The organism is Shewanella sp. A22, assembly GCF_053850585.1.
The window spans coordinates 42,934-63,198 of the sequence record NZ_JBSQBN010000009.1 but is presented as its reverse complement, the minus strand read 5'-3'; the positions used below and the strand labels follow the sequence as shown (position 1 = coordinate 63,198).

General features: G+C 40.2%; 18 protein-coding genes and 3 tRNA genes. 7 read left to right on the top strand and 14 right to left on the bottom strand.

The genetic code is table 11. The features are described from left to right. Window positions 1-265: 265 nt before the first annotated feature. The 10 genes from ACWXWT_RS03375 to ACWXWT_RS03330 form a co-directional block, all read right to left on the bottom strand. Window positions 266-351 (bottom strand) — tRNA-Leu (locus ACWXWT_RS03375). A gap of 49 nt (window positions 352-400) precedes the next feature. Continuing rightward, window positions 401-474 (bottom strand) — tRNA-Cys (locus tag ACWXWT_RS03370). 42 nt (window positions 475-516) lie between these two features. Further along, window positions 517-592 (bottom strand) — tRNA-Gly (locus tag ACWXWT_RS03365). A 477-nt stretch (window positions 593-1,069) separates the two neighbouring features. After that, window positions 1,070-1,618, bottom strand: a complete 549-nt coding sequence (pgsA, locus tag ACWXWT_RS03360; RefSeq protein ID WP_456040200.1) for a CDP-diacylglycerol--glycerol-3-phosphate 3-phosphatidyltransferase — start codon at window positions 1,616-1,618, stop codon at window positions 1,070-1,072. 44 nt (window positions 1,619-1,662) lie between these two features. Continuing rightward, window positions 1,663-3,495, bottom strand: a complete 1,833-nt coding sequence (gene uvrC, locus ACWXWT_RS03355) for an excinuclease ABC subunit UvrC (RefSeq protein ID WP_456040199.1) — start codon at window positions 3,493-3,495, stop codon at window positions 1,663-1,665. A gap of 44 nt (window positions 3,496-3,539) precedes the next feature. Continuing rightward, on the bottom strand, window positions 3,540-4,184 hold the full coding sequence (gene uvrY, locus ACWXWT_RS03350; protein ID WP_456040198.1) for a UvrY/SirA/GacA family response regulator transcription factor: 645 nt from the start codon (window positions 4,182-4,184) through the stop codon (window positions 3,540-3,542). 245 nt (window positions 4,185-4,429) lie between these two features. Beyond that, a complete protein-coding gene (locus ACWXWT_RS03345) occupies window positions 4,430-4,849 on the bottom strand; it encodes a secondary thiamine-phosphate synthase enzyme YjbQ (RefSeq protein WP_456040197.1) in 420 nt (139 codons plus the stop codon). An 841-nt stretch (window positions 4,850-5,690) separates the two neighbouring features. Further along, a complete protein-coding gene (gene hutZ / locus ACWXWT_RS03340; RefSeq protein ID WP_456040196.1) occupies window positions 5,691-6,233 on the bottom strand; it encodes a heme utilization protein HutZ in 543 nt (180 codons plus the stop codon). Between the two features lie 58 nt (window positions 6,234-6,291). Continuing rightward, entirely contained in the window at window positions 6,292-6,801 is a 510-nt protein-coding gene (hutX, locus tag ACWXWT_RS03335) for a heme utilization cystosolic carrier protein HutX (protein WP_456040195.1), read from the bottom strand. Window positions 6,802-6,916: 115 nt separating this feature from the next. Then, complete coding sequence (locus tag ACWXWT_RS03330) at window positions 6,917-8,953, bottom strand: TonB-dependent hemoglobin/transferrin/lactoferrin family receptor (RefSeq protein WP_456040194.1); 2,037 nt, start codon at window positions 8,951-8,953, stop codon at window positions 6,917-6,919. A 318-nt stretch (window positions 8,954-9,271) separates the two neighbouring features. Between ACWXWT_RS03330 and ACWXWT_RS03325 the strand changes: the two genes are divergently transcribed. The 6 genes from ACWXWT_RS03325 (at window position 9,272) to ACWXWT_RS03300 (ending at window position 14,190) form a co-directional block, all read left to right on the top strand. Then, complete coding sequence (locus ACWXWT_RS03325; protein ID WP_456040193.1) at window positions 9,272-10,072, top strand: energy transducer TonB; 801 nt, start codon at window positions 9,272-9,274, stop codon at window positions 10,070-10,072. Between the two features lie 68 nt (window positions 10,073-10,140). Then, on the top strand, window positions 10,141-10,878 hold the full coding sequence (locus ACWXWT_RS03320; RefSeq protein WP_456040192.1) for a MotA/TolQ/ExbB proton channel family protein: 738 nt from the start codon (window positions 10,141-10,143) through the stop codon (window positions 10,876-10,878). Then, window positions 10,878-11,309 (top strand): ExbD/TolR family protein, encoded by a 432-nt coding sequence (locus ACWXWT_RS03315; RefSeq protein WP_456040191.1) that lies wholly within the window; start codon window positions 10,878-10,880, stop codon window positions 11,307-11,309. The genes ACWXWT_RS03320 and ACWXWT_RS03315 overlap by 1 nt, the downstream gene beginning before the upstream one ends. 69 nt (window positions 11,310-11,378) lie before the next feature. Next, window positions 11,379-12,281, top strand: a complete 903-nt coding sequence (locus ACWXWT_RS03310; protein ID WP_456040190.1) for a heme/hemin ABC transporter substrate-binding protein — start codon at window positions 11,379-11,381, stop codon at window positions 12,279-12,281. A gap of 51 nt (window positions 12,282-12,332) precedes the next feature. After that, complete coding sequence (locus tag ACWXWT_RS03305) at window positions 12,333-13,349, top strand: FecCD family ABC transporter permease (protein WP_456040189.1); 1,017 nt, start codon at window positions 12,333-12,335, stop codon at window positions 13,347-13,349. Window position 13,350: 1 nt separating this feature from the next. Continuing rightward, complete coding sequence (locus ACWXWT_RS03300; RefSeq protein WP_456040188.1) at window positions 13,351-14,190, top strand: heme ABC transporter ATP-binding protein; 840 nt, start codon at window positions 13,351-13,353, stop codon at window positions 14,188-14,190. Between the two features lie 104 nt (window positions 14,191-14,294). Here the strand turns inward: ACWXWT_RS03300 and ACWXWT_RS03295 are convergent, their stop codons facing one another. From ACWXWT_RS03295 to ACWXWT_RS03285, 3 genes are all read right to left on the bottom strand, one after another. Next, the gene (locus ACWXWT_RS03295; RefSeq protein WP_456040187.1) at window positions 14,295-16,118 is read right to left on the bottom strand and encodes a PKD domain-containing protein; all 1,824 of its coding nucleotides are present in this window, start codon (window positions 16,116-16,118) and stop codon (window positions 14,295-14,297) included. Between the two features lie 327 nt (window positions 16,119-16,445). After that, window positions 16,446-17,132 (bottom strand): LrgB family protein, encoded by a 687-nt coding sequence (locus ACWXWT_RS03290; protein ID WP_456040186.1) that lies wholly within the window; start codon window positions 17,130-17,132, stop codon window positions 16,446-16,448. A 33-nt stretch (window positions 17,133-17,165) separates the two neighbouring features. Beyond that, a complete protein-coding gene (locus ACWXWT_RS03285; RefSeq protein WP_456040185.1) occupies window positions 17,166-17,603 on the bottom strand; it encodes a CidA/LrgA family protein in 438 nt (145 codons plus the stop codon). A gap of 105 nt (window positions 17,604-17,708) precedes the next feature. Between ACWXWT_RS03285 and ACWXWT_RS03280 the strand changes: the two genes are divergently transcribed. Then, the gene (locus ACWXWT_RS03280) at window positions 17,709-18,617 is read left to right on the top strand and encodes a LysR family transcriptional regulator (protein ID WP_456040184.1); all 909 of its coding nucleotides are present in this window, start codon (window positions 17,709-17,711) and stop codon (window positions 18,615-18,617) included. Between the two features lie 1,304 nt (window positions 18,618-19,921). Here ACWXWT_RS03280 and ACWXWT_RS03275 read toward each other — a convergent pair. Beyond that, window positions 19,922-20,224 carry a hypothetical protein gene (locus ACWXWT_RS03275; RefSeq protein WP_456040183.1) on the bottom strand — a complete coding sequence of 101 codons (303 nt, stop codon included), beginning with the start codon at window positions 20,222-20,224 and terminating at the stop codon, window positions 19,922-19,924. Between the last annotated feature and the right edge of the window lie 41 nt (window positions 20,225-20,265).

Here is a 20,265-nt window from a genome sequence, read left to right as displayed (position 1 = left end):
GATTACAACGAAATTGTCGAGTATTGCTGTCTAGCGTGGAATAGATTCATATCGTGTAAAAGCCGAGTGAGAAAACTATGCCAAAGAGACTGGGCAAATCTGGGAAGACTTTAATCATAATTGGTATAAGTCCGCTCTAGTATCTAGGTTCTCGAACACACCGTTGCTAACGGTTGTCATCATTCACAATCAAATTACAGACGTAAAAAAGCCCCAACTAATGTTGAGGCTTTTTTACACCACTCTCTATTACTAGAGATTATAATGGTACCCGAGGCCAGACTTGAACTGGCACGCTTATTCAGCGAGGGATTTTAAATCCCTTGTGTCTACCGATTCCACCACTCGGGCAAAGTGTCGTTTCAACCGTTACAAAAAGTAACCATCAAACGTAATATTGTGGAGGCGCGACCCGGAGTCGAACCGAGATCGACGGATTTGCAATCCGCAGCATAGCCATTCTGCCATCGCGCCATACTTATACCAAATTCAAATCTATCGAATAAGATAAGAAATTGGAGCGACATATCGGGTTCGAACCGATGACCTATACCTTGGCAAGGTATCGCTCTACCAACTGAGCTAATGTCGCCTATTCAATCATTTTACTGCTTTATTATATCTGCAAGAAAGGTATCGTCTTTCAACTTATCCAACTGAGCTAATATCACATATACAATCGTTTTACTGCTTTATTATATCTGCAAGAAAGGTATCGTCTTTCAACCTATCCAACTGAGCTAATATCACATATACAATCATTTTACTGCTTTATTATATCTGCAAGAAAGGTATCGTCTTTCAACCTATCCAACTGAGCTAATATCACATATACAATCGTTTTACTGCTTTATTATATCTGCAAGAAAGGTATCGTCTTTCAACCTATCCAACTGAGCTAATGTCGCGTATTCAATAATGTTAGTTAACATATACCCCTAAGGTTTTCTGTTGACTCATCACTTGTCTACGGGGAGGCATTCTACCGAATTAACCTCGTGTGTCAATTATTGATTTACGCAATATTGACTGTTTGCGCACTAAATAAACTTATTGAAGTATTATTATGCTATTCCGCGGTTAAATCTTTCCAAGCTGCTGAAATGTAACTCATCATAGACCAGAACGTTAGCGCTGCAGCAATATAAAACAGTCCAAATGCAACATCGGTTAACCAAGGTGTCGGTTTCCAAATTAAACCAATTATGGCAACCATTTGTGCAGCCGTTTTATATTTACCAATCCACGACACGGCAACAACACCACGTTTACCAATTTCCGCCATCCATTCGCGCAATGCTGAAATAACAATCTCGCGGCCAATCATAAACAATGCAGCAAGGGTTAAATACATATTGTCATTTTGCTGAACCAAGAGCACTAATGCTGTCGACACCATCACTTTATCGGCCACGGGATCTAAAAAAGCGCCAAATCGAGTTAATTGCCCAAGTTTTCGAGCTGCATAACCGTCTAACCAGTCCGTTAGGGCTGCCAGCCAAAAAATAAAAGCCGAAACAAAAGGTGCCCATGAATACGGTAAATAGAAAACAGCTATAAATACGGGCAACAAGGCAATACGAAATAATGTCAGTGCAATAGGTAGATTAAACGGCATAAAAAAACCAATTTGTCAGAAGCAGCGCCAATCTTGCCTTAAATTTAGCCCCCTCGCAATGCATCATGAATTGTTTGTGCCATTTCTAAGCTAATTCCGGGTACTTTTGTCAATTCAGCCACACTCGCGCCCTTCACTTCTTGTATTCCACCTAAATGTTGCAACAAAGCTTTACGTCTTTTAGGGCCCACACCGGCAATTGATTCTAAGGTAGAAGTGTTACGTGTTTTTTGGCGTTTATTCCGGTGTCCGGTAATCGCAAAGCGATGTGATTCGTCGCGAATGTGTAACATTAAATGAAATGCTGGCGAATCACTGGGGATTTCGAACGTTTGTTCACTGCCACCGACAGTAAACGTTTCGAGCCCTGCTTTTCGGCCCTCGCCTTTGGTCACACAGATGAGTAATGGCGGATGTTCAATATTAATGCATTTTTCATCGACAATTGTTTGCGCCACTCTTAATTGGCCAATGCCACCATCAATAAAGACTAAATCAGGTACTTTTCCATTGTTATCAATTTTATCAAATCGACGGCTTATTGCTTGCTCCATTGCGGCATAATCATCACCACCTGTGATACCAGTAATATTGTAACGCCTGTAGTCAGCTTTATGCGGCCCTTCGCGATTAAACACCACACACGATGCCACAGTGCTTTCCCCCATAGTGTGGCTTATATCAAAGCACTCCATTCGTTTAATCGGCTCATTAAGTTCAAGTGCTTCCTCAAGTAATTGAAAGCGTTGCTCAACGGTATTTTTATGTGACAACCTAGTCGCTACTGCATTGCTGGCATTGGTCATGGCTAAGCGTAAAAAATTAGCTCTGTCGCCACGCACATGTGTTTTCAATTCAAATTTTTTCTCTAAAGCATACTCAATCGATGCTTCTAGCTCTTTTATGCCGTCAAAGTGGTGACTAAGAATAACTTCCTTTGGAATAGTACGCTGGATATCCGCATTAAGGTAGAACTGGCCTAAAAATGACGACAACACTTCTTCAATTTCAGTTTCTGCGGGTACCGAAGGATAATAACTGCGACTACCAAAAATTTTACCATCGCGAATAAACAACAAATGAAAACAAGCTATGCCAGAGGCGTAATCGACGCCTATGACGTCCATATCACCTTTATGATTAGATACTTCCTGCTGCTCTGCTACACGTCTTAATGCGGTGATTTGGTCACGATACTGTGCGGCAAGTTCGTATTCCATCGCTATTGCTGCCGTTTCCATTTTTGCCACCAATTGCGATATGACTTGTTTGTCTTTGCCGCGTAAAAATAAACTGGCTAATTTGACTTGTTCGCTATATTCCTCATCACTCACAAGCCCTACACAAGGAGCACTACAACGGTCTAATTGATATTGTAAACAAGGGCGAGAACGCGATTTGTAGTACAAATCATCGCATTGACGAATAGGAAACAGCTTTTGCATTAAATGCAAGCTTTCCCTTACGGCACCACCATTTGGATATGGGCCAAAATAATGGCCTTTTTCACGTTTAGGGCCACGATGATAAGCAAGCCGTGGATGTTTGTGGCCGCTTAACAAAATATAAGGATAAGATTTATCATCACGCAGCAGTACATTGTATTTGGGCATGTACTGTTTAATGTAATCATTTTCAAGCAATAAAGCGTCAGTTTCACTGTGGGTAACGGTTACATCAATATGGTCAATATGCGCTACCAGAGCAAGGGTTTTAACATTAGGTATATTTGCCCTAAAATACGAGCTTAACCGTTTTTTGAGATCTTTAGCTTTACCAACATAAATGACTTGTTGGCGTTTATCGTACATTCGATAAACGCCAGGTGCTGAGGTGACGTTTTTTAAAAAAGATTTGGCGTTAAAACCACTTGGCATGATTAAAGCTACTTAATGCGTTGCAAGGAATCTACAATTCCTGACTAAAATGAACCTGTATCGAGCATTTTGTAACGGATAGCTAAACGGGTCAACTCGACGTCTCCGCCGATCCCAAGCTTAGCAAATAATCGATAACGATAACTGTTAACGGTTTTAGGGCTTAAATTGAGTTTTTCAGAAATATCATTCACCTTTTCGCCATTAGTTATCATCATCATGATTTGCAATTCACGTTCAGATAAACTGCTAAACGGATTTTCGTCAGAGTGGTTAAATTGACTTAACGCCATTTGCTGGGCGATTTCTGGCGACAAATAACGCTGACCACGAGCCACTTGAGTAATCGCACGTAATACTTCTGGTGATGTAGAACCTTTGGTTAAATAACCAGAGGCACCTGCCTGCATCACTTTAGTTGGAAACGGGTCTTCAGTTTGCACGGTTAGTACGATAATTCTAGCGTCTGGCTGATAGCGTAAAATTTTACGCGTTGCTTCTAATCCCCCCATACCAGGCATGTTCATGTCCATTAGAATAACATCAGCTTCATTCTGTCGAGACCACTGTACCGCTGTTTCTCCATCGGGTGCTTCACCGATAACTTTAATGCCACGTTCATCTTCTAAAATACGACGAATACCCGTTCTCACGAGCTCATGGTCGTCAACCAAATATACAGATATCACGTAAACCCACCTATTATTATGCGTAATTCATTGTTGAATTTTAGGGCCGTTTTTATATAAAACCTTTATATGCAAAGTATTATCGTAAAATACGCTTACATTATCTATTTTACACATTACATTTAGCTGCATAAATTTAGCACCTTTACATTTACTGACACAAGCAAAGTCATGATTGAACGTGAAGGATGTATATTAAACATGCAGTTTTGCTACTTTTGTATTGCAATTTAACCTTTTTAAAATCACTCACCTTGTAATGTGACAATAATAGTACGCGCTGAAGCATCATCTCGATGCTCACAGAGATATAAGCCTTGCCATACACCAAGGTTCAAGCGGCCGTTAGTAATAGGAATAGTTTGACTCACGCCTATCAAGGTCGATTTGATATGAGCAGGCATGTCGTCATCGCCCTCATAGTTGTGTTTAAAGTAGGCGGCACCATCTGGTGCGAGAACATTAAAGTGACGCTCCATATCGCCACGAACCGTGGGATCGGCATTTTCGTTAATCGTGAGTGATGCAGAAGTATGCAGAATAAACACATGCAATAAACCAACGTTTATGGTACTCAATTCAGGTACTCGAGTAATGACCTCATCTGTAATTAAATGAAATCCACGTCGTTGGGGCCTAAGTATCAGTTCTCGTTGTAACCACATTAAATAAATTTCTCTTCAAGCAACACCCGCCAACACATAAGCGATTGTATAGCTTTTGTTAACAATATATTTTGGAAGCCTATAATAAATTATACACCAGAAAAAATTATGCTTAAAACCTCTTGCGTTGATTTTTACGCAAGCCATCCACTTTTACAGAACGGTTCACCAATAAATAGTACCATCAATACTGGCAACAAAAATATCGCGATCAAGCCATACTATAAAAGTTTGAGCGAATGTCACAAAGATGAGTAATGACGATAGAACACGCATCCGCATAAAATGAGTATCCAGAACGATGAAATGAAAATAACAAACCAACACCGATCATTATTGGCCATTAAAACTTGCATGTTCATGGACCAATATGCTAAACACTGTTACTTCTTAATCAGAAGCTAACAAAACATTGGCTATCGTTTCCATGGAAACAATATCGTCATGTGATCATAATATGCCCCATGAATTATTAGGGCCTGTAGATCTTTCAAGGTTGTTTTGGCAGCGAATTGTTGGTCATTTGTGCAAAGAAGAGACTTTGTGGTGTAGTTATTCTACATGAAAAGTCGATAATGCAGTAAAAATGACCAACAAACGCTGCCCGAAGGGGTCGGCTAAAAATGTTTTACTCTTTGTTGAGCGAATTTAGCTTAGATTGCTAGGCTGCAATCCTCTCGCCTCGATTAAAACGTTTTTATCTCGAACAAAACTTAACCAGCAAAGATCAACAGGCCCTAGTCATTAGTCAACTGCATTACAACCGTGTCGTTACTCGGTTGTCCCAGCAAAAAACAAAAAGCCTCATTATTTGAATGAGGCTTATAGTGGTGTCAAATAACTACACCGGTGCTAGATTTTTTTTTAGCGAACCATGGTGACCATCACGCTTCCAATCCACATCGAGTAATTCTAAGCCCGACAAGCTAAATGCTTGACCAAACCCTTTTACATATAGACCATGGTGCGGTGTTAATTTAAACAAATTAAAATCAGTTAAACTTGCAAGATTATCAACCATGTCACCAAAGCGCGAGGATAACACGCTAACCCCTTTACTAAACGTTACGCTGTTACGATCAACGATCTCTGCAGTTGCATCAAAGGTTAACCGTTTACGGGCAAACACACTTTTGGCTTCAGACTCATCTTCTATTAACATGACAGAAAGTCTTGAAGAAGCCTTTAAGTTAGTACCGTGTCGTGCGAGCTCGCTGACCAAAATATAGAAACCATCATCAGCCAATGCAAAAGGTGCGTAACTTGCGTTAGGGATGCCGTTTGCATCTTGAGTTGCCAATTGCAAAGTGGTTCGTTGTGCTTTAAACGCTTCTATTTCAGGTAATAATTTTTCACGCAAACGCTGATCTGTTTCTGTCGACATCAATAGTCTCCTTTAACGTAATATGTTGATTAGGTATGCTTGCCTACAACATCAGTTATTAGGCTGCACTACTCACTCTAGCTTTTAGCGCTTTAAAACGAACCACTTGGTCGTCCAATAGTACTCTTTGCCTGTCACGGCCAAGGTACACTTTAAATATCATTTCACCTTGGTCGCCAAAGAAGTTAATCGAATGGCTTTCATTACCTCTAAATGGCTTACTAATCAATGCAATTGCACTAACGTTGTCTAACTTTAAATGTCCATGCAACCCATCGCCCTTGGTAATTAAGTTGTAATAACCATGTGCATATTTACCCTTAGGGAATGGGCCTTTAAATTCAAAAACACTACCAGACACTGCAATAATGGTTGTCATCGGCCCCCATTCCGGTAGCGATGCTAATAAAGAGTCCTTTTCAAGCAAAGGTAATAACGTGACTTGCTCTTGAGGTAACAGAGAAACAACTTGCCACTCACTAACCTTAAGCATTGTCGCTATCTGGCTTGGCATCGCGTCAGGATTTTCAATTAAATAACGTTGAATATTGTCTATTGACTCAGTCATAAATAACTCCAATTTTTCAATAGATTATTGCAATATAAAAGTGCGGCGACTTAACATCGCTCGCAGCTTTATTGATCAATTTACGATAAAGGGAATCGTTGAAAACTGGCGCCCATTAAAACGAATAACGTGCAGACAACTTGAAATTACGGCCTTGTGAATACAAAGTTTGCCACGCCTGACGATATTCTTCATCACCGATATTTTCAATCGCAAAGTCGACTCGAACACCTTCAAACGTACCCATTGCTGGTTCCCATGCGGCATAAACATCCCATAACTTATATGAATCATATTGATTAAGATTATCGGTAGGTAATTGGTCTTGATTGGCCACATAAGTAAAGCGAGTGCCTAACTTCATATCGCCATCCATAATGACTTGCGATAAATCGACCCCAAACTTTTTAGCAGGAATACCGGAAAGGTATTCATCTGTAGTGTCGTCCTTTCCTTCTGTCTGTCCATAATTGAATATAAGACGCGTTTGTTGATAACGATAACGCGTCGTCAATTCAAAGCCCGTTAATTTAGCTTCATCAACATTATTCCAGGATGTGGTTTGATCTAAACCAGGAATACCATAAAGAGGGTTAGATACTGATTGCTCGATGAAATCATCCACATCGTTTCTAAATACACTCAAGCTCAATGCTAATTCATCATCACCGGCTAAATCAGTAAAGCGTAGATCGGCCTTAACCTCTTTGTTTTGTGCTTTTTCAGCTTTCAAATCAGGATTAATCTCGAAGGTATTGCATAACCCATTGGGCAAGAAACCAGGAATAGACGGAATACAGTAATGTGAACCAGTCGAATACATTTCTTCAATACTCGGTGCACGGAACGCCTCATCGTAGCGGGCACTTAACGTCAACCAAGGCATAGTTTTCCATACCAAACCAATTGAAGGTGTAAATGCGTTATCGTCAGCAGACAGATCTAAACTGTTACTGTCATTTTGATAAGTGTCATAACGCACTGCGGCATCTAATGCGAGTGTATCGGTTAGTGCAACATCGGCTTTTGTAAATGCCCCCCAAACGGTGGTTTCACCATCAATATCATCAGGTCTTTCTCCCACCTGACCACTATCATCACGCACAGTACTAATGCTGTCTTTATAACCATCTATGCCGTACGTCAACATGGTATTTGCAAACGTTGAACTGTTATTTAAGCTAAAGCCTAAAGTTTTAAATTCTGTACTGTCTATTTGGTTTTTCGTTATTCGATCTTCATCATAGTCAGTATCGTTCCAATATAATGTGGCATTAAGATTAAGTAATGCGCTATCAGCAGGATTAAGGTGATAATCAAGTGTCACATTTTTGTCTTTCGTATTACGTTGTACTAATGGAACTGAGCTGCCAACATTGGTCGATGGATTACTTGGCACCAGCTCGTCGGTGTCAGAAAAACGAGCTGAAAATTGTAAGCGTTGGTCATCATCAGGCTCCCACCCCAACTTAGCTAAGCCACTACTCGCCTCTGAAGCACTATTTTCTAGTGCTTGGTCATTACCAATATTGATATTATTACTGTCATGGTAACTTCCACTTAATAACCAATCTATTTGATTAGCTAAACCGTAAACGGTAGCACTGGTTTTAAATTTATCGCCATTGGTTTCGAACCCTTGTTTAACGTAGCCACCAAATGTATCGTCATGTTCAAGAAAGTCTTGGGCAGATTTAGTATTTTGCGCAACGACTCCTCCAATAGCCCCACTGCCCCACAAACTACTTGCTGGACCGCGTACCACTTCAATCGAACTTAATAATTCAGGGTCCATAAAGAACGTACCACGATGACCTGAATTAGTGTTTTGCCTTGCTCCATCAATTGTTTGTAAAACTCTTTGACCACTTAAGCCACGAATTTCAACGCCTTGAGAAGAAGCTCTCGGTCCATTAGTGACGGTTACGTTTGCTTCATTTTTTAATGCATCAGCCACCGATGCAGGTTGAGACTCTTGCATCTTCTCTTCTGTGACAACAATGACACTACGACTGGTATCAGAAGACTTTTCGTTGATGCGGGTGGCTGTCACCAATACTTCATCAAACTCAGTAACCGCTTTTATTGGCTGCGCATACGCAACGGTGCTAAAAACCATTGCCATTGCTACTACTAGTGGCTTTTTGGTCATTGTAAAACCCTCGAACTAAAGAACATGAGAAAACTCAATACCGCGCAATTTTAAAACGATGCATTAAGTGAGATTTAAGGCCATTGACTGACGATTTCTCGAACTTTACCTGAGAATAAAAATTAGATCAAATAGAAATCATTATCATTTGCATTAAGGCTAATATTGCAGTAGATTAATAACAAATAGTCGACAAGTAACTGTTAATAAAAGATTTGTAAAGAGTGTAAATATTCCAGCAATCATTATAGCAATATAAGGCTACATCGTTGATTGTGTGAAATTTAGTCAATATAGCAATTTATAAGAATCCAGATAATGACCCCTAAACGATATTTTGCTTTTGGTTGTTTAACCATTTTTGTTCAAGTTGGCGTACTTGCTGCGCAAAATAACCAGCAAACAATTCCGTTAATCTCGGGCATAGTCACGGGATCGCACCAAGCTGTAAAGGTATCAATAATGATGCCGAACAAACGTCCGTCTATATCGACAACATCATTTAAACAACGGCCGTTAGATTCAGTAAATCCAATTCAAGTGCAACAATCAGAGAACACAACAAAGAGTACAACAGCTAAAATAATGCCATTAAACACGACAACTAATGCCACTAAATCAGCGGCTATAAGCACAGTCGAAATGAACAAACCTCATGACCGAAAAATGTATCAACCTATCACAAAAATGGCGCATAAAACTCAACACGTCCAGCAAAATACCGATGCTGAAAGTATTGTAAAAACTCATTCAGATGTTTTGGCGTTAAGTTCAAGTGAACTCAACTCTGTAACCGCGCCCCCCCCCCCTTTAGTGGCCTCGCAAGGTGCGATTCAACACACTATAGCGCTTCCAAAACCCACGTTTTCAGTACCACCAAGCCAACCTTACTATCCCAAAAAAGCCCGCCGACGAGGATTAGAAGGTACTGCTACAGTTGAGGTTATGTTCAACCAACTGGGTGAACAACTTTCACTCACTCTAGTAAACAGCTCAGGATTTAGTTTACTAGACGCTGCAGCATTGGATGCTGTCGAAAAATGGCAGTTTGCCGCCCCAGCCTCCTCAGAAGCTTATGCCTACACCGTCAGAATACCCGTTAAGTTTGCGCTAAATTAATAGGGCAACATTGGTCTCTAACTAACTTTTATTACTAATTTTTACCATTAAATAAGCAAAGGAACACCATGTCGCAACCGTTATATATTCAGCTTTCGCAACAACTTGGCAACCTTGCTTGGCCATTATTTATTTGTGCATTTCTATGCCTATTGATCGTACTGGAGCGCTTAGCATTAGTCATCAGTGAGCAGTTAACACGTGATACATGGTTAACCGATTTACGTCAACAGAGCCTAAGTGCGACTCCTGTAAAAAGGCAACAGCTGATAATCTCACTCAATCAAGGCCGTAGTATGCTTGCACGAGGAGCAGCTTTACTGCTCATACATGCAGAACAACATAAAACAATGCGTGAAGAAGTAGTGAACCTTTGGTTGTTAAAACAAAAAGAAAAACTGCAATCAGGTTTGCGTGTATTGCAAATAATCGGAATTATCACCCCGTTATTAGGATTACTCGGCACAGTTCTTGGTTTAATTGAAATGTTTCACCAACTGGGTTTATCAAATGGTCCAGTAACCCCATCCCAGTTAGCTACGGGGTTAGGGCTAGCCATGAACACCACCGCTGCTGGATTAATTATTGCCGTTCCAGCCATAACAATGGCCCACCTGTTAACGTTATGGGCAGATCGACGTTGCAATAAAATGGCTCATGCATTAAACCAACTCAATTTATGGTTAGATGGCTTAGATCAAGCATTAAACATTGGTGTCGATGCTCCGGCACAGTTGCCCCAAACACCCACTTCACCAACAAAAATAAACAATGACAGTTCCTCTTGTGATGTAGAGGTGAATTGATGATCCACACAACAAGTACCTCTAACTATTCTTCAAACATGTCCAATGTTCAGCTTGGCTTAGATTTAACACCCCTTATCGACATTATTTTTATTGTGTTGGTGTTTTTATTACTCACGGCCAACACACAACTTCTCACTCTACCTGTTGATGTGCCGACACAAGCTGGCTCAACATTAAGCGGATTATCTCAACAGCAGCACATCACCATTAATATCTTAACAACAACACCTTATTGGGCTCTTGACGGACAAAAATTTACACAGTTTGAAGCTTTCGAAACGGCATTCATTAATACCATGAGTAGCAAGCCCAAAAGCACAGTGGTGATAGCAGCAGACAAAGATGCGCCTGTACAACCTTTGATGACAGTACTCGCTTTACTTCAGCGCCAACAAATCAGCCAAACTCAAATTGTCATGGAACCTTAGATGGATACGACTAACGTTTTTCCTTCACTCAAAAATTAATTATAAATCACGTAGATTCGGAGTTACCTCATGCCCAAGCTAGAACATAAACCATCATTAACCCGCTTTTTCAGTACAACTTTGGTTGTCAGTATGCTGTTTTCAACCTTGTTCATCAGTCATTTAGCCTCTGCCGAGAATCGTGTAGTGAGTGCTGGAGCTGGAATAACAGAGCTTGTACTTGCTTTAGATGCAGGAGACGAATTAGTGGGAGTAGACTCTACCAGCCAACTGCCCAGTAACATGACATCAGTGGCCATATTGGGTTACCACAGAATGCTTTCTGCTGAAGGCATACTCGCGCTATCTCCTACTTTAGTGTTGGGCTCTGATGCTATGGGCCCCCAAACGACCTTAACGATATTATCGGGTGCAAATGTTGCCGTTACAGTACTGCCAAGCGCAGAAACTAAAACACAGCTATTAACTAATATTGACCAAATGGGACAGCTGCTTGATCGCAAAAGCCAAGCAGTAAAACTTGCTGCGCAAATTGAACAAGCATTTACACGCCTTGAAGCCAAACAACAACAAATAACCGCAATGGGTAAAGTGCCAAAAGTGTTATTTTTATTGCTACAGCAAGATAGGCCTGCTCGTGTGGGAGGCGACAACACCGCAGCAGATATCATTATTAAGCTTGCAGGCGGCCAAAATATTGCGGGGTTTGATGGTTATAAAAGTGTGTCTCAAGAAGGCATTTTAGCCATGCAACCAGATATGATTTTAATTTCAAATCGCAGTGATGAAGACACACCAACCGCGGCAACGACCTTACTGACAAAAATGCCCTTACTTATTCACACACCTGCAGGTGAATACAATCAAATCAAAAGTTTACCGCCACAGGCTTTACTTGGGGGGTTAGGGCTTAGTGCCATTGAAGCTGCAGATCTGCTTGCCAATGAATTTATTGGCCTAAAAAACCACTAGTTTACTGTCTATTTTACACGGTTTCATTAGCCATTATCGTCAGGAAATATTATGAAAAATCAGCGTTGGCTTTGGCCCTGCATAATCACAGCGCTAGTGATTATAAGCCTGTTGTCTGTCAGCATAGGACCATTACATATTAGCCCGTCCACCAGCTTCAATGCCATGATTAACTGGGCTACGCAGCAGCCTCTGTCTGTTGTTGCGCCACATGAACAACTGGTTATTAATAATGTCAGATTACCCAGAACACTTCTGGCACTAGCCGTCGGGGCGACACTTGCTCAGTGCGGCGCCGTGATGCAGGGACTATTTCGTAATCCACTAGCGGATCCGGGGATCATTGGTGTGTCATCAGGTGCAGCATTGGGCGCGGCACTATGCATAGTATTATTTCCACAAGGCGGTGAATACTTGGTGGCTTTCAGTGCCTTTGGTGCTGGTTTATTTACCACTTTATTGGTGTACAAACTGGCATCAAGTGTCAGTGGTACTTCTGTCGTATTACTATTATTGTCAGGTGTAGCCGTTGCAGCATTGGCAGGGGCAGGAATTGGTTTACTCACGTATATGGCCAGCGACATGGCATTAAGGGATTTAACATTATGGCAAATGGGCTCTATTGCAGGAGCGCAGTGGCATTATGTCATTCTTAGTCTAGTCGCTCTGGGACTTCTCAGTTGGCAATTTACACAAAATGCCAATGCACTAAACGCTTTATTATTGGGTGAAGCCGAAGCACGACACCTGGGGGTCAATGTCGATAAACTCAAACGAAAGCTGATAGTACTATGTGCTATTGGGGTTGGTATTGCGGTGGCAGCGACCGGCATTATCGGTTTTATAGGTTTAGTTGTGCCACATTTAGTTCGCATGCTAATTGGCCCAGATCATAAGCTATTGCTGCCTCTAAGTGCCATGTTAGGTGCTGCCATTCTGGTGCTTGCTGATATTGGAGCACGTTCCATTGTTGCACCATCAGAGTTGCCAGTCGGCTTAGTTACTGCGTTATTAGGTGCGCCATTTTTTATTGTTTTATTACTCAATCAGCGCAATAAGTTGGTATAACATGCTCAGCTATTTTAACAGAAAACCGACCCAAACCACTCAACAACAAACGGTTGCTACACCAACAAACACTGTAGTCATCGAGCTCAATAACGTATCGGTACACATAGGTAAAAAGTCAGTGTTGAATAACATTAACCTGCAAATAAAACCCGGCCAAGTGACTGCATTACTTGGCCCAAATGGCGCAGGAAAATCAAGTCTTCTCAAATGCCTATCGCAAGAGATTACGCTTACTGGCGGAAAAATAAAAGTCTGGGGCAAAGCGTTACCACTATGGGAGCGACCACATTTAGCTAAGTCACTCGCCGTACTACCTCAGCATGCCTCGCTTACCTTCCCTTTTAAAGTACATGAAGTCATTAAAATGGGGCTTTATCCACTAACGATTAGCCAGCAAGAAGGTAACAATTTAGTTGATTACCAATTAAAACAGGTCTCGTTATCAGCACTTAAATATCGCAGTTACCCTACCTTATCTGGTGGTGAAAAACAGCGAGTGCAATTAGCTCGAGTATTAGCCCAATTGGCCCAAGCAGAACATTCACCTATATTACTTTTAGATGAACCAACCTCAGCATTGGATTTAGCCCAGCAGCATAGAGTGTTATCACTGGCAAAAGAATTAGCTCACCAACATAACTACACTGTTATTGTGGTTCTACACGATTTAAACCAAGCCTCTCGTTACGCCGACAGGTTAGTCATTCTAGACAATGGTTGCGTTGTCAGTGATGGAGCACCAATTGAGGCGCTAACTGCAGAGATGATTAACACAGTATGGCATTACAACCCGGTGGTGGTGATGGAACCAGGTAATCCGACGCCATTACTGTTTTAATCACTAAGCATTCGAGACTTATCGCAGATAAACAAAAAAGCCCTCACATCTTTATTGATATAAGGGCTTCACAAAATCTGATTAATGCATTAGCAAAATAATTGCTACAAACACGCCCCCCAAGTAATACCATCCTTACTGCATTGTTTTATATTAGTATAATTACTTTGCTCTGTTAACCGAGTCCAGCTAATCACCCCAGTATTTGCATCATAGTTTTTATCGGTGGTCACTCGATGTTCTTGAGAGTCGTCAGTTTTACGTTTGTACCAGCTAAAGTCAGTATCTTGTAAGCCAGTATCATCTGTAAATGTATAACCATAATCAGTTAATAAAGTGACTAACTCTGTGGTTGAATATTCTGCAGAACGGTCTTGTAAATTAACCCAATCATTAAGCGTGGGAAACGCCCCATTCGTTTTAAATTGTGAAAACTGCATAAGATAATGAATATTGTTTTCGCTATAATTAACGTAATAAACACGCTCATAAGCTTGAGTAAAAATGTCGGCCGCGAATTGACACTCACCAGTATCTGTTGAGTAGGTATTGCTTAGTGTAAATTGTACCGGTAAGAGTTCGACGTCATGAGTAACCATAACACTTTCGTTATTAAAACAAGTCTCTAACTGACCATCTGCGGTATTTCGCTCATCATAACTAGCGATGTACCTGCCATTATCCCCCCATGAAAATGCGTTGTTATGACGGCGATAATAGACATATAGAACGGCATCAGTTACGTCGCCATTATCATCGCTGACCATTCTTGCTGATTCTGAGAAAAATTGACTATCGTCAGGGTAGAAAACAACGATATCTCGGTACCAGACATTTTCAGTAAGCTCTTCTGCAGCAGGCGCTTTATCGAGATAATGAATGACTCGAATATAACTAGCGTCTTTGTATGAATCATTTTTTAACAGTTCAGCTTTCTTCTTCAAACTTAAGCTCAACCCAGTAACGTAACGGCGCGCCGTTTGTTGCAGTGCTTGATTGCCATTTTCAATAAAATCACTGAATAAATCATCAATCGATATATTAGATTTTTGAGTAAAATCATCAATAGCTTCATTGATAAGCGAAGCATAGTTTAGCTGGCTTTGAGGATTTTCAATGAGCTGCTTACAACTAGCTTGAAGGACCTCGGCATTTTTATCTGTACTGTTAACGGTAGGAGATGAAGATAACATGTCCCAAACAGCAGACGTTAGAGGCGTAATATACGCTGCTTTTTCAGGATTAAACTGACCATAAAGCGGTGGGTAAACAAGCTGATAAGCGGAGGTAACAACGCCTTCGGTTTCATCAATTGCACCGACAGGAACATCTACTCTTACCGGTACTAAAGTTGCACAAACTTGTTGTTCGGCATTATATTTCAACGAATATTCACCGCCTGAATCGGTGACGTCATTTGGCTCATCTTCATCAAACACACCGTTATTGTTAATATCTAACCACACAGTTGCACCCGTTAAATAGCCATCAATCACTCTCCCCTGATGCCCTTGTTGTAAAGGGATAGGTAATACCGTCAACAGTGTTTCAGCACTGTTTGTTGCTCCTTCATTATCGGTAACAGTCAGTTGGATATGAAATTCGGTTTCTTGTTGTACATCAGGAGCAATAAAACCAGTTACAGATTGTGTGGCATCAAAAAAAACAACTGTGGGTGCACCATTGTCAATTTGTAGCCATTGATAAGTTTGAATTTGACCATCGGAATCAGCACTACTGGCGCCATTCAATTGAACTTCTGTCATAGAAATAACTGATGAAATAAACGCAATATTGGCTATTGGAATTATATTTTCCAAAGGTGGAGGCTGGCTCAATGATATGGGGTCTGAATCACCGTCACTGCCACCACCACATGCTGTTAAACCCAATAATATCGTTAATGTAACTATCCTTTGTAAATTCACTGTATATCCTTATCTTTTATAGATTTAAAATCGGTATTTATCGGCAAGCTAATTGTTACTAAATTGATGGTTTTAGGTAAATTTCTTGAGGGATACTATCATTTAGCAATATATAAATCTAACTAAGATTATACTTTTAAAGGAAAAAATATTGCGTTAATGACTATTACCATTGTTAGCAAAAAAACGCATTAACGATTCCGTGTTGTCAATATACTGTCATAATGCACGTTATTTTATTAAACTAAGCTTATCTCTGGATATTTGTTGTTCATGGCATGTATTGTCAGTTTTATTATGCAGTGATATCGATATAAGAATTGAAATTTAAAACAATAACGCGAATAAAGGCGCGGTGATCACCATGGCTATACCCGTAAAAATCATGGTTAAACTTGCAACAACCCCTTCCTCTCGACCAATTTGATTTGCTTTAGCCGCTCCCGCACCATGGGCTGATGCGCCTAATGATATCCCTCGAGCCAGGCTGCTTTTTATCTTGGCTGCTTTAAAAAGAGGATCACAAATGAGCATTCCCATAATACCTGTCACTAAAACTAACATTGCGGTTAGTTCAGGGACGCCACCAAATGCGCTTGTTGCTTCAATAGCAAATGGAGTTGAGACCGACCTGACTATCAAGCTGTGTGAAAGCTCTGACGGCATATTGGTAAATTGAAGAATCAACCAGGATGAGCCAACGCCTAAGCATAAACCTGTCAATACTCCAAAGCTTATCGTTAATGGGTAGCGCTTAATGAGTACGCGCTCTCTATATATGGGAACAGCAAATGCAATGGTGGCAGGAGCCAGTAAAGCGGGTAACCAATGAGTAAATAGAAAGTAGTCAGCCAAAGGTATGTTAAATATCACCACAGTCAATAAAATAATAGTAGGCGCTAAAATAATGGGGGCAAACCAAACACGTTGCTGGCGTAAATACAAACGCTTACTGAAATAATAACCGGCTAATGTGAGCAATAAACACAACACACCTAATAATGAATCATTCATTTTTGTAACCTAAAATTTAACCTAAAGCAGCATTTACTTAAATGCTAAGCGTTGCGAAGTAATGTTATGTAAACGTTGTTTTCGTTCGAACTTAAATAATCTGTCTACGATGAACGCTGTACCCACTAACACACTCGCACTCGCCAGTAACATGCACACAATCAACTCTGCTCCATAACTTTCGAGTATTAACTTATATTTGGTAATGGCAACGACTGGGGGAATGAAAAATAATAACAAATCACCAATTAACCAAGCTGAACCTTGATTAACAATTTTTTCGGGAACCCACTTACAAGACAATAAGACTAATAACATCGCCAAGCCAATAACACTGCCAGGAATAATAGAATGGACAGAGTGAGCAGCCAATTGACATAACCAAGCAAATAAACATAAACCACTTACTTGAATGATTAAGGTTGTTTTACACTTTAAATAGGCATTATGGGTATTCAGTAGAGATAACATTTGGTTTCACGATATGATTTTGAGTTGATATGAGGAGTTTACGCTTGCTTAATTGATAAAAAAAATGAATATTAATGATTGACTACATCACCTTTGGTTATGCTAATGAATCTTAAAACACTACACTATTTCACTGAGGTTGTTAACGCTGGCGGTTTCGCTAAAGCATGTGATACAGCATTTGTAACTCAACCAGCCCTCTCTAAGGCGATACGTCTACTGGAAGAAGAACTTGGCATGGTATTGTTAGAACGCGGCAAACGTGGTTCACAAATACGATTAACTGAAGCCGGTCAAGTTGTGTATCAACATGCATTAACGTTACTGGAAGGTCGCCAACTGATGCTGGCTGAGCTGGATAGTTTGCGTAACTTAAGTGGTGGTACACTGAGATTAGGATTAGCGCCGCTTGGAAGTGCAGAGTTATTTGCCCCAGTGATAGCGAAGTTTAGGCAACAATATCCTAATGTTGAATTGAAGTTACTAGTACGCGGTGGGATTGAACAAACGGTAGCATTACACAAAGATGAAATAGAGCTTGCGACTGGTATTATTGATTTCGACGATGAATTTGATGGCATCCGTGTTCGTAACGAGTCTATGGTGGTGGTACTACCTGCAGCTCATGAGTTAGCGAGTAAAAAAACGTTACAGTTAAGTGAACTGAATCAATTAGCTCAAGTGATGTTTGAACCAGAATACGCCCTATACGAACTAGTATTAGCGGCTTGTACAAAAGCAGGGTTTAGGCCTATTAATATTACAAGAGTCAGTCATGCAGACTTTGGGATCGCGCTTGTCGCCGCCGGTATCGGGGTAATGATACTTCCCCAAATTATTGCAGAGCGATACAGGGTAGATGCGGTGGTCAATATTCCCTTAGCGAGTGAGGATTTACGTTGGGAGCTTTCATTATTTTGGCGTAAACAAAAACACTTATCTTTTGCCGCTCAAGCCATGCTCAAGCTAGTAAAACAACATTTGAGTCAACTAGAGAGTCAACCCAAAATCTAATCAACTGAACAACGTATACGTTTTGCAAAGAATTTCTACCCCAAGTCTGATGCTCTGTCTTTCACCCAATAAAAAGCCTTTATTTTTGAGAGGTCTTGTTCGTTGGCTCTTGCGGAGGGATAGCTTGCTGCTAATAAAGAGGAACTCTTGGGGTCAAAGTCCTATCTTTCGCCCAAATAAAAAGGCCTTATCTTTCGATAAGGCCTTTTTATTTGAATGTGGCGGAGGGATAGGGATTTGAACCCAAAGCTCTCGTATTAAATATTAAATTAGTCGTTTAAATTCATTTGGTTGCAGAGTTTTACATCATCAAATTCTGCAATTGCTAACTAAGATTGACTTTATTCCTGAAGTTGAAAAAAGTCAATAATTATGAACTGATTTCATTTGGGGCGCTGCTTGGCTGTTAAGCCCGCTTCTTTATAAAGATCAGGACAGCACAACTGCTTCTAGCGGTAAATGAGCGCATCAAAGCAATGACAAGTGTGAAGAAATAGAATAGAAAACTAAGGCCAAAAAGCTTTGGGTGAGCAGAGTATTATCTTGACTCACCGGGAGCGTCCATATATGGCCATGTTATTTTTCAATCTCATTCATTGTTAGTTCTTGCATAATATTATCATTAATTTAAACTCTTTTACGTATGTTTGCCTAAGCGCTTACTGTATCACTTCGACACAGCCAAACCTTAAGCGACTGTCCAAGGGCGTGGTTTCCCGCGAAAGTTGCCGCGCCCTTGCTTTAAGCTGATGAAATATTGGCTTTATTTTGTTGAATCCAGATATTTCACCTTCCTAAATTCTTTAACTATTTTCTCTATTTTTAAAAATTACCAAGCTTATGGTTACTTCTAGTACCCGTTAACTGCTGGATTTGCTCTGGGGTATACACTTTACCTTGATGCATAACGACTACCCTGTCAGCCTGTTTTATGGTTTCAGGTCTGTGGACAATAGTAATCCGCACCATCTCGAGGTATTTTATTTGCTCACTAACTTTTCTTCATTTTCAATGTCTAAATGACTGTTTGCTGTTAGATAGGTTACTCATACATTTTGGCGGTTGTCGTCAATCGGGCTAAAATGCTGCTTGAATGATTCGATATACATAATCTGACTCCTGAAAAAGGAGTATAAGATCACAAGCGCGTGATCAGATCAATATTTTTCTAAAATCGCTCAAATAACATTCACGATCTGACCTTGGCGATACTGCTGCCAATAATCTCACCATTTGATACGGTTGAGCTTAATTAATCTGTATATTTATTAGTTGCATTAGACTTTTTTGACTATATCTTGATTCTATGTAGAGATTAAAACTATAAATATAGATATTAGAATTATTAACACTGAATTATAAAATCGTTTTCTTTTACTTGAGTATTCCAGCATGATCATCTCTGCAACAGATTCATCATTTTCATATGTTTTCGAAAATCGATTTATTACAAATTTATTAGTATTTGGTATTTTCGTGAAGAACTCACTTTTATTAAGAATAGGTTTTAAATCTCCAACTTCAATTCCTGTTTCTTTAGATAACTTCATTAGGCTGATACCACTTTTATTTGCAGCTATTGTTTTTACAATTTCATTTAATATCATTAAACTCCACCCCTACGTTAAATCTCGGTAACAAATGTTAC

What these genes read in the sequence shown, in the direction of transcription:
- pgsA (WP_456040200.1), bottom strand. Translation starts at nt 1,618, where the DNA reads ATGCCGTTTAATCTACCTATTGCACTGACATTATTTCGTATTGCCTTG.
- uvrC (WP_456040199.1), bottom strand. Translation starts at nt 3,495, where the DNA reads ATGCCAAGTGGTTTTAACGCCAAATCTTTTTTAAAAAACGTCACCTCA.
- ACWXWT_RS03345 (WP_456040197.1), bottom strand. Translation starts at nt 4,849, where the DNA reads ATGTGGTTACAACGAGAACTGATACTTAGGCCCCAACGACGTGGATTT.
- hutZ (WP_456040196.1), bottom strand. Translation starts at nt 6,233, where the DNA reads ATGTCGACAGAAACAGATCAGCGTTTGCGTGAAAAATTATTACCTGAA.
- hutX (WP_456040195.1), bottom strand. Translation starts at nt 6,801, where the DNA reads ATGACTGAGTCAATAGACAATATTCAACGTTATTTAATTGAAAATCCT.
- ACWXWT_RS03330 (WP_456040194.1), bottom strand. Translation starts at nt 8,953, where the DNA reads ATGACCAAAAAGCCACTAGTAGTAGCAATGGCAATGGTTTTTAGCACC.
- ACWXWT_RS03325 (WP_456040193.1), top strand. Translation starts at nt 9,272, where the DNA reads ATGACCCCTAAACGATATTTTGCTTTTGGTTGTTTAACCATTTTTGTT.
- ACWXWT_RS03320 (WP_456040192.1), top strand. Translation starts at nt 10,141, where the DNA reads ATGTCGCAACCGTTATATATTCAGCTTTCGCAACAACTTGGCAACCTT.
- ACWXWT_RS03315 (WP_456040191.1), top strand. Translation starts at nt 10,878, where the DNA reads ATGATCCACACAACAAGTACCTCTAACTATTCTTCAAACATGTCCAAT.
- ACWXWT_RS03310 (WP_456040190.1), top strand. Translation starts at nt 11,379, where the DNA reads ATGCCCAAGCTAGAACATAAACCATCATTAACCCGCTTTTTCAGTACA.
- ACWXWT_RS03305 (WP_456040189.1), top strand. Translation starts at nt 12,333, where the DNA reads ATGAAAAATCAGCGTTGGCTTTGGCCCTGCATAATCACAGCGCTAGTG.
- ACWXWT_RS03300 (WP_456040188.1), top strand. Translation starts at nt 13,351, where the DNA reads ATGCTCAGCTATTTTAACAGAAAACCGACCCAAACCACTCAACAACAA.
- ACWXWT_RS03290 (WP_456040186.1), bottom strand. Translation starts at nt 17,132, where the DNA reads ATGAATGATTCATTATTAGGTGTGTTGTGTTTATTGCTCACATTAGCC.
- ACWXWT_RS03285 (WP_456040185.1), bottom strand. Translation starts at nt 17,603, where the DNA reads ATGTTATCTCTACTGAATACCCATAATGCCTATTTAAAGTGTAAAACA.
- ACWXWT_RS03280 (WP_456040184.1), top strand. Translation starts at nt 17,709, where the DNA reads ATGAATCTTAAAACACTACACTATTTCACTGAGGTTGTTAACGCTGGC.
- ACWXWT_RS03275 (WP_456040183.1), bottom strand. Translation starts at nt 20,224, where the DNA reads ATGATATTAAATGAAATTGTAAAAACAATAGCTGCAAATAAAAGTGGT.